The organism is Streptomyces sp. NPDC088732 (assembly GCF_044751205.1).
In the GTDB taxonomy this organism is placed as follows: domain Bacteria; phylum Actinomycetota; class Actinomycetes; order Streptomycetales; family Streptomycetaceae; genus Actinacidiphila.
In genome coordinates, this window is sequence record NZ_JBIVLI010000009.1 from 312,690 (window position 1) to 319,270 (window position 6,581).

At 71.9% G+C, this 6,581-nt stretch carries 5 protein-coding genes; 3 read left to right on the forward strand and 2 right to left on the reverse strand.

What is annotated here, in order from left to right:
- Window positions 1–7: 7 nt before the first annotated feature.
- Complete coding sequence (locus ACIP9H_RS18030; RefSeq protein WP_401591539.1) at window positions 8–733, reverse strand: TetR/AcrR family transcriptional regulator; 726 nt, start codon at window positions 731–733, stop codon at window positions 8–10.
- Window positions 734–1,027: 294 nt separating this feature from the next.
- On the opposite strand from ACIP9H_RS18030, the gene ACIP9H_RS18035 reads away from it, so the two are divergent.
- Window positions 1,028–2,407, forward strand: coding sequence for an NAD(P)/FAD-dependent oxidoreductase (locus ACIP9H_RS18035; RefSeq protein WP_401959740.1), 1,380 nt, complete (start codon window positions 1,028–1,030; stop codon window positions 2,405–2,407).
- A gap of 118 nt (window positions 2,408–2,525) precedes the next feature.
- Window positions 2,526–4,175 (forward strand): SpoIIE family protein phosphatase, encoded by a 1,650-nt coding sequence (locus ACIP9H_RS18040; RefSeq protein WP_401959742.1) that lies wholly within the window; start codon window positions 2,526–2,528, stop codon window positions 4,173–4,175.
- A gap of 15 nt (window positions 4,176–4,190) precedes the next feature.
- On the opposite strand, the gene ACIP9H_RS18045 is transcribed toward ACIP9H_RS18040, so the two are convergent.
- The gene (locus tag ACIP9H_RS18045) at window positions 4,191–5,438 is read right to left on the reverse strand and encodes an MFS transporter (protein WP_401591533.1); all 1,248 of its coding nucleotides are present in this window, start codon (window positions 5,436–5,438) and stop codon (window positions 4,191–4,193) included.
- Window positions 5,439–5,554: 116 nt separating this feature from the next.
- Between ACIP9H_RS18045 and ACIP9H_RS18050 the strand changes: the two genes are divergently transcribed.
- A complete protein-coding gene (locus ACIP9H_RS18050; protein ID WP_360913263.1) occupies window positions 5,555–6,118 on the forward strand; it encodes a MarR family transcriptional regulator in 564 nt (187 codons plus the stop codon).
- Window positions 6,119–6,581 lie beyond the last annotated feature (463 nt).

The window sequence follows — 6,581 nt, forward strand, 5'->3', positions numbered from 1 at the left end:
GGCAGCGTCACGCACCCGGACGGGAACGCAGCCCGTCCAGCAGGATGTCCAGCAGCCGCGCGGAGGCGGCCGCCTGGTGGGCCGCGTCGGGCAGCGAGGGCGCCGCGGTGGCGATCACCAGCAGCACATCGGCCACGGATATGTCCGCCCGCAGCTCACCGGCCGTACGCGCCCGTTCCACCAGCTGGCCGACGACCTCCAGCAGGGCCTCGACCCCGGCACCGGCCACGGCGTCCTCCGCCGCGCCGCGCTGCTGCGGCACCCGCGTCTCCTCGGCGCCCTGCCCGGGAGCCCCGGCCGGCTGCACCTGAAGCACCTGCGGCGGCAGCAGCCGTCCCGCGCCCGAGGCGACGGACGTGCGCAGGAACCGGGACAGCGCCGACCAGGCCTCGTCCTCCTGACCGAGCGCGGCCCGTGCCTGCTCGGTCAGCCGCGCGGTCTCCTCCTCGGCGATCCGCCGGACCAGCACGTCCTTGCTCGGGAACCGCCGGTAGACCGTGCCGACGCCCACCCGGGCCCGGCGCGCCACGTCCTCCATGGGCGCGCCGTAGCCGAGTTCGCCGAACACCTCGCGCGCGGCCCGCAGCACGTGCTCCAGGTTCCGCTGCGCGTCGACCCGCAGCGGGGACGTGCGGCTGCCGCCCCCTCCTCCGTGGTGACCTGCGGGATCGACCGCGGTGACCACCGAAGCGGGCGAGGCCACGGATGCCCAACGAGGGTCCTGAATATGCATATGTGTATCCCCCGGAAATCGCGTCTCCCCCCGGAGACTCCCCACCCCAAGATCGCCGGGCCGCTGCGGCGACTCGCCACTCGGACATCCCGACGGGATACGAACATAGTTGAGGGCAGGTCAAGAGAGAAGGGGCAACCTGCCCACGATCGGAGTACCCGGGCCTCGCCGGCCACGCACATGCACGTCACAGGGGCCGTGAACCTGCCCGTGACCTGCCGGGCAACAGGATTCAGCCATTCATTGCCGTACGCCCTGTGGACAAACCCCGAGCGCTCATTGCCTCATGGAACGATGGCAGCACTCGAGGAGCCGTCCGGCGCGGGCCGCGAGCCCCGGATCCCGCGCGTCCTGGTGGTCGGCGGCGGATACGTCGGCATGTACACCGCCCTGCGCCTGCAGCGGAGGCTGAGGCGCGACGAGGCGGAGATCGTCGTCGTCGAACCGCAGCCGTACATGACCTACCAGCCCTTTCTCCCGGAAGCGGCCGCCGGCTCCATCTCCCCGCGGCACGTCGTGGTCCCGCTGCGCCGTGTCCTCGACCGCTGCGCGCTGGTCATCGGCGAGGCCCGGCGGATCGACCCCGTGCGGCGGATCGCCACGCTGTCCACCCTCGCCACCGAGGAGGACGGTTCCGGCGAGCTCCCGCTGCCGTACGACCACCTCGTCCTCGCCCCCGGCTCGGTCTCCCGGACGCTGCCCATCCCCGGCCTCGCCGAGCACGGCATCGGCTTCAAGACCGTCGAGGAGGCCATCGGCCTGCGCAACCACGTCCTGGAGCAGCTGGACATCGCCTCCTCCACCCGGGACGTGGAGGTCCGCGACGCCGCGCTGACCTTCGTCTTCGTCGGCGGCGGCTACGCGGGCGTGGAGGCGCTGGCCGAGCTGGAGGACATGGCCCGCCACGCCGTGCGCTACTACCACAACGTCGAGGCCGACGACCTGAAATGGGTCCTGGTCGAGGCCACCGGCCGGATCCTGCCCGAGGTCGGCGAGGAGATGGGCACCTACGCCGTCCGCGAGCTGCGCGGCCGCAACATCGATGTCCGGCTGAACACCCGGCTGGAGTCCTGCGAGAAGCGCGTGGTCGTCCTGGACGACGGCTCGCGGCTGCCCGCCCGCACCGTCGTGTGGACGGCCGGCGTCAAGCCGCACCCGGTGCTGTCCCGCACCGGCCTGCCGCTGGGCGACCGCGGGCGCGTCCGGTGCGCCGCCACGCTGCGCGTCGACGGCACCGAGAATGTGTGGGCCGCGGGCGACGCCGCCGCGGTGCCGGATCTCGCCTCCGGCGATCCCGGCGCGGTGTGCGCCCCCAATGCCCAGCACGCCGTGCGCCAGGCCCGCGTCCTGGCCGACAACATCGTCGCGAGCCTGCGCGGCGAGCCCCTGAGCGACTACCGTCACGCCTACGCGGGCTCGGTCGCGTCCCTCGGACTCCACAAGGGCGTGGCACAGGTCTACGGCCGCAAACTCACGGGCTACCCTGCCTGGTTCATGCACCGCGCGTACCACCTCAGCCGGATGCCCACCGTCAACCGCAAGGCGCGCATCCTGGCCGAGTGGATCCTGTCCGGGCTCTTCAAACGGGAGATCATCTCTCTCGGCTCCCTGGAGAACCCGCGTGCGGAGTTCGAGCTCGCGGCGGGCGCCGGCCGCAAGCCCGACGCGCCCTGACCGACCAGTGCGGATGCGGTCGCCGATTCCCCCGGAGCGGCGGGTCGGCCACACTGGACCCTGTGACCAAGCGTGCGTCAGCACCTGCAAAGAGTGACAAATACGAGGAATCGGACGTTTGAACCTCACGCGCTGGAGCGCCCGGCTCCCCGGAACACAACGTCGCAATGCCCAGGCGGCGGCCGCGAGCACCGAACCGTCCTCCGGCGGGGCGGTCCCCGCGGCGCGCGGCCAGGCAGGCGACCACGCCGACGCGCCGGCGCACACCCTCGACGCGCTCCCGGTACGGGAGGTGCTGGCCCGCCTCCCCGCACTCATCGCGGTCACCCACGGCTCCGCCCACCGCCTCGGCTACGTCAACCAGGCGTACACGGAGGTCTTCGGCACCCGCACCCCCGGCGAACCCGCCCGCGACGCCCTGCCCGAACTGGCGGAACTCGGCCTGCTCCCCCTGATGGACCAGGTCTTCCGCAGCGGCAAGCCCCGCACCGTGAAGGCCCGCAAGGTCGCCACCGCCACCCGGCAGGGCTACTTCACGATCACGTGCAGCCCCGTTCCGGTGAAGGACGGCGGCGACACCGGCGGCGTCCTGGTTTTCGCCACCGATGTCACCGACCAGGTGCAGGCCGCCGAGCGGCTGCGCGAGAGCGAACGCCGCCTGCACGCGACCGCCGTCACCCTCCAGCGCAGCCTGCTCCCCCAGGAGCTCGAACAGCCCGACGACCTCCGCGTCGCCGCGACCTACCAGCCCGGCGGCACCGACGCCGCCGTCGGCGGCGACTGGTACGACGTCATCACCCTCGGCGCCGGCCGCACCGCGCTGGTCATCGGCGACGTCATGGGCCGCGGCGTCCGCGCCGCCGCCGTCATGGGCCAGCTGCGCACCGCCGTTCGCGCCTACGCCCGGTTGGACCTGCCCCCGCACGAGGTGATCCAGCTCCTCGACGGCCTCGCCGCCGAGATCGACGCCACCCAGATCGCCACCTGCGTCTACGCCGTCCACGACCCGAGCGAGAGCCGGCTGGCCTACGCGTCCGCCGGCCACCTGCCGATCGTCGTCCGCGACGCCGACGGCACCGTGCACCGCGCCGACGAGCCCACCGGGCCGCCGCTCGGCACGGGCGGCTGGGTCCACACCTCGGGCACGGTGCCCCTGGGCCCGGGCGCCACCGCCGTCCTGTACACCGACGGCCTCATCGAACGCCGCGGCGAGGACATCGACGAGGGCGTCTCCGCCCTCATGAACACCCTCGCCGGCGCCACCGGCAGCCCGCAGGTCATCTGCGACCGACTGCTGCGCGCGCTCGGCGTCACCTCCGAGCACGCGGACGACGTGGCCGTGCTCGTCATGCAGTACCCGCAGCGCGAGGGCACCGACTCCGAGCTCTTCCGCAACGCCTCGCTGGAACTGCTCGGCGGCATCGAGGCGGCCCCGCGCGCCCGCGCCTTCGCGCAGGGCGTCCTGACCTCGTGGCGCTTCCCCGTCGAACTCGTCGACCTCGGCGTCCTCGCCGCGAGCGAACTGGTGGCCAACTCCCTGCAGCACGGGGTGCCGCCCATGCGGCTGCGGCTGCGCCGCACCGACCGCCGGCTGATCATCGAGGTCACCGACGGCGACGACCACCTGCCGCGGCGCCGCCGCGCCGAACCCGTCGACGAGGCCGGCCGCGGCATCTCGATCATCGCCACGATCGCCTCCGCCTGGGGTTCCCGGCGCACCCCGGGCGGCGGCAAGGCCGTGTGGTGCGAGTTCGCGCTCCCGGGCTGAAGCCTGTGTACCGGGCTATGCCGCCAGCACGGGCTCGCTCAGCGGCGCGTCCTGGTGGACCGTCAGCCGGCGGCCCAGGCGCAGCGACAGCGCGGTGATGCCGAGCGAGCAGACGACCAGCATCAGGATGTACTCCGGGTACATCCCGGCGCCCGCCATCAGCCCGCCCACCGCGGGCCCCACGGCCATCGCGAGCTGCTTCACCAGCGCGAAGGCCGAGTTGTACCGGCCGACCATGCCCTGCGGGGCCAGGTCCGCCACCAGCGGTGCGAGCGTCGGCGAGAGCATCGCCTCGCCGAGCCCGAAGAGCGCGTATGTGGAGACGAGCATCGCCGTCGCGATCCCGTGCGCGCCGCCCATGAGCCCGGACACCCCCGCGACCAGCCAGGCCGCGGCCCACAGCACACCCACTGCCGCGATGACCCGGCTGCGGCGCCGCCGCTCCACCGGCCGCAGGACGAGGAACTGCGCGACCACGATGGCCGCGGTGTTCGCCGCCAGCGCGATGCCCAGCGTCGACGTCGACACCTTGGTCACCTCGACCGCGTACGCCGCGAGCCCCGACTCGAACTGCCCGTAGCAGGCGAAGAACAGCACACCGCCGAGCACGCACAGCTGGACCATCGCCCGGTGCCCGAGCAGCGCGCGCAACCCGCCCGCCGCGTGCTCCGAGGGTGCCGGCTCCATCCGGGCCGTCCTCGGCAGGCGTACGGAGGCCGCCACCGCGGCCAGCACCACGAACATCGCGGCCTCGACGGAGAACAGCAGCGTGAACGAGCCCGGCCGCGCGGTGTCGGCCAGCAGGCCGCCGAGCAGTCCGCCGATACCGAGCCCCAGGTTGTTCAGGAAGAACTGCGTCGCGAAGGCCCGGGAGCGCGTCGCGGGGGTCGAGCACCACACGATGAGCGTGGCCAGCGCGGGCTGCATCACCGCGATGCCGGCCCCCATCACCGCCGAGGCGGCGATCACCAGGGGCGCGGTCGCCGCCAGCCCGAAGCCCAGCGCACCCACCGCGGACGCCACCGCCCCGGCCAGCAGTACGGGCAGCGGGCCGTTCCGGTCGATCGCCCGCCCGGTGAACGGCAGCACGGCCAGTGCCGACACGGCGAACGCCGACAGCACGACACCCGCGGTCCCCGCTCCCAGGCCGCGCACCTGCGACACGTAGACGAACAGGAACGGCACGGTGAAGCCGTTGCCGAACGCGCTCAGCGCGTTCCCCAGCTGGATCCGGCGCAGCGCGGCGCCCATCGCGGTGGTCACACTCACCCCTTAGGTCGGAAGTCCTCGAATGCTAAGACTTCAACAGTAAAGTTCGAAGTTGAACAGTACACAACGGAAGTCTTTAGGGCCAATGAGTTCCATGGCACACTCGTGCCATGACGAGCGCAGGCGACGGCCAGTCCAACTCCCCGCAGGAGCTGGACCTCGATGAGCAGATCGCGATCTACCAACGCGAGTTCCCCGAGGTCGACCCCCAGGTCGAGAAGATCGTCACGGCACTCGGCAGGCTGAACCGGCGCCTCCACGTGGGCTACAGCCGCCACTTGTCGGCGGTCGGCATCACCGCCGCCGAATGGGAGGTCCTCAAGGCCCTCGTCGTGGTGGGCCGGCCCTACCGGCTGGGCCCCGGCGACCTGGCCAAGCGGCTCGGCCTCACACCCGCCGCCATGACCCACCGCATCGACCGGATGGTCTCCGAGGGCCTGGTCACCCGTGAACGTGACGAGTCCAACCGGGTGCGCGTCATCGTGGAGCTCACCGACGTCGGCCGAGGCAAGTGGCTGGAGACCATGCGTATGGCCGCCGCGTTCGAGGGCGACCTGCTCCAGGACCTCGAGCCGGACGAACGCACCGTCCTCGGCGACCTGCTGACCCGCCTCCTGCGCCGCGTCGAGGCCGACCAGCCCGACGCCGGCGGCAGGCTCCAGGACCTCGACTGACCCGGTTTGACACCCACGTCCCCGATCCGTAGTGTTCTCCGGGTTGCCCGCCGGTGAACAGTAGGTCTGTGCCGGTTCCCGGGCGGCCATCCCGAAGCAAGCTTCCGAACGGACGACGAGCAGTCGTTTCGTTTTCGTGCGCGCTTTCGGAATGAGGATCGGCGGAATTACTCGATTGGCATCGGGCGCCACTGATCCGCTAACGTTCAACTCGTCGGAACGGCCCAACGGCCGGGAAGACAAGCCCCGCTGACTGGGGATCAGGACGGAAACGGTCTGGTAGAGTCGGAAAAGCCGAAAAGCGAAAGCCGGACGGCACACCCGCTCCAGAGGGTGGCAGAGAAGGAAATCGGATCTGCTAAGCTGGGGACAACGAAGGGAAAGCCCGGAGGGGCCGGTGAAACGGTCTCGAAGGAAGCTTCCGTTCCTTGAGAACTCAACAGCGTGCCAAAAGTCAACGCCA

Bases quoted from the DNA above. Each gene is read 5' to 3' on its own strand.
- ACIP9H_RS18035 (WP_401959740.1), top strand. From the start codon at position 1,028: ATGGCAGCACTCGAGGAGCCGTCCGGCGCGGGCCGCGAGCCCCGGATC.
- ACIP9H_RS18050 (WP_360913263.1), top strand. From the start codon at position 5,555: ATGACGAGCGCAGGCGACGGCCAGTCCAACTCCCCGCAGGAGCTGGAC.
- ACIP9H_RS18030 (WP_401591539.1), bottom strand. From the start codon at position 733: ATGCATATTCAGGACCCTCGTTGGGCATCCGTGGCCTCGCCCGCTTCG.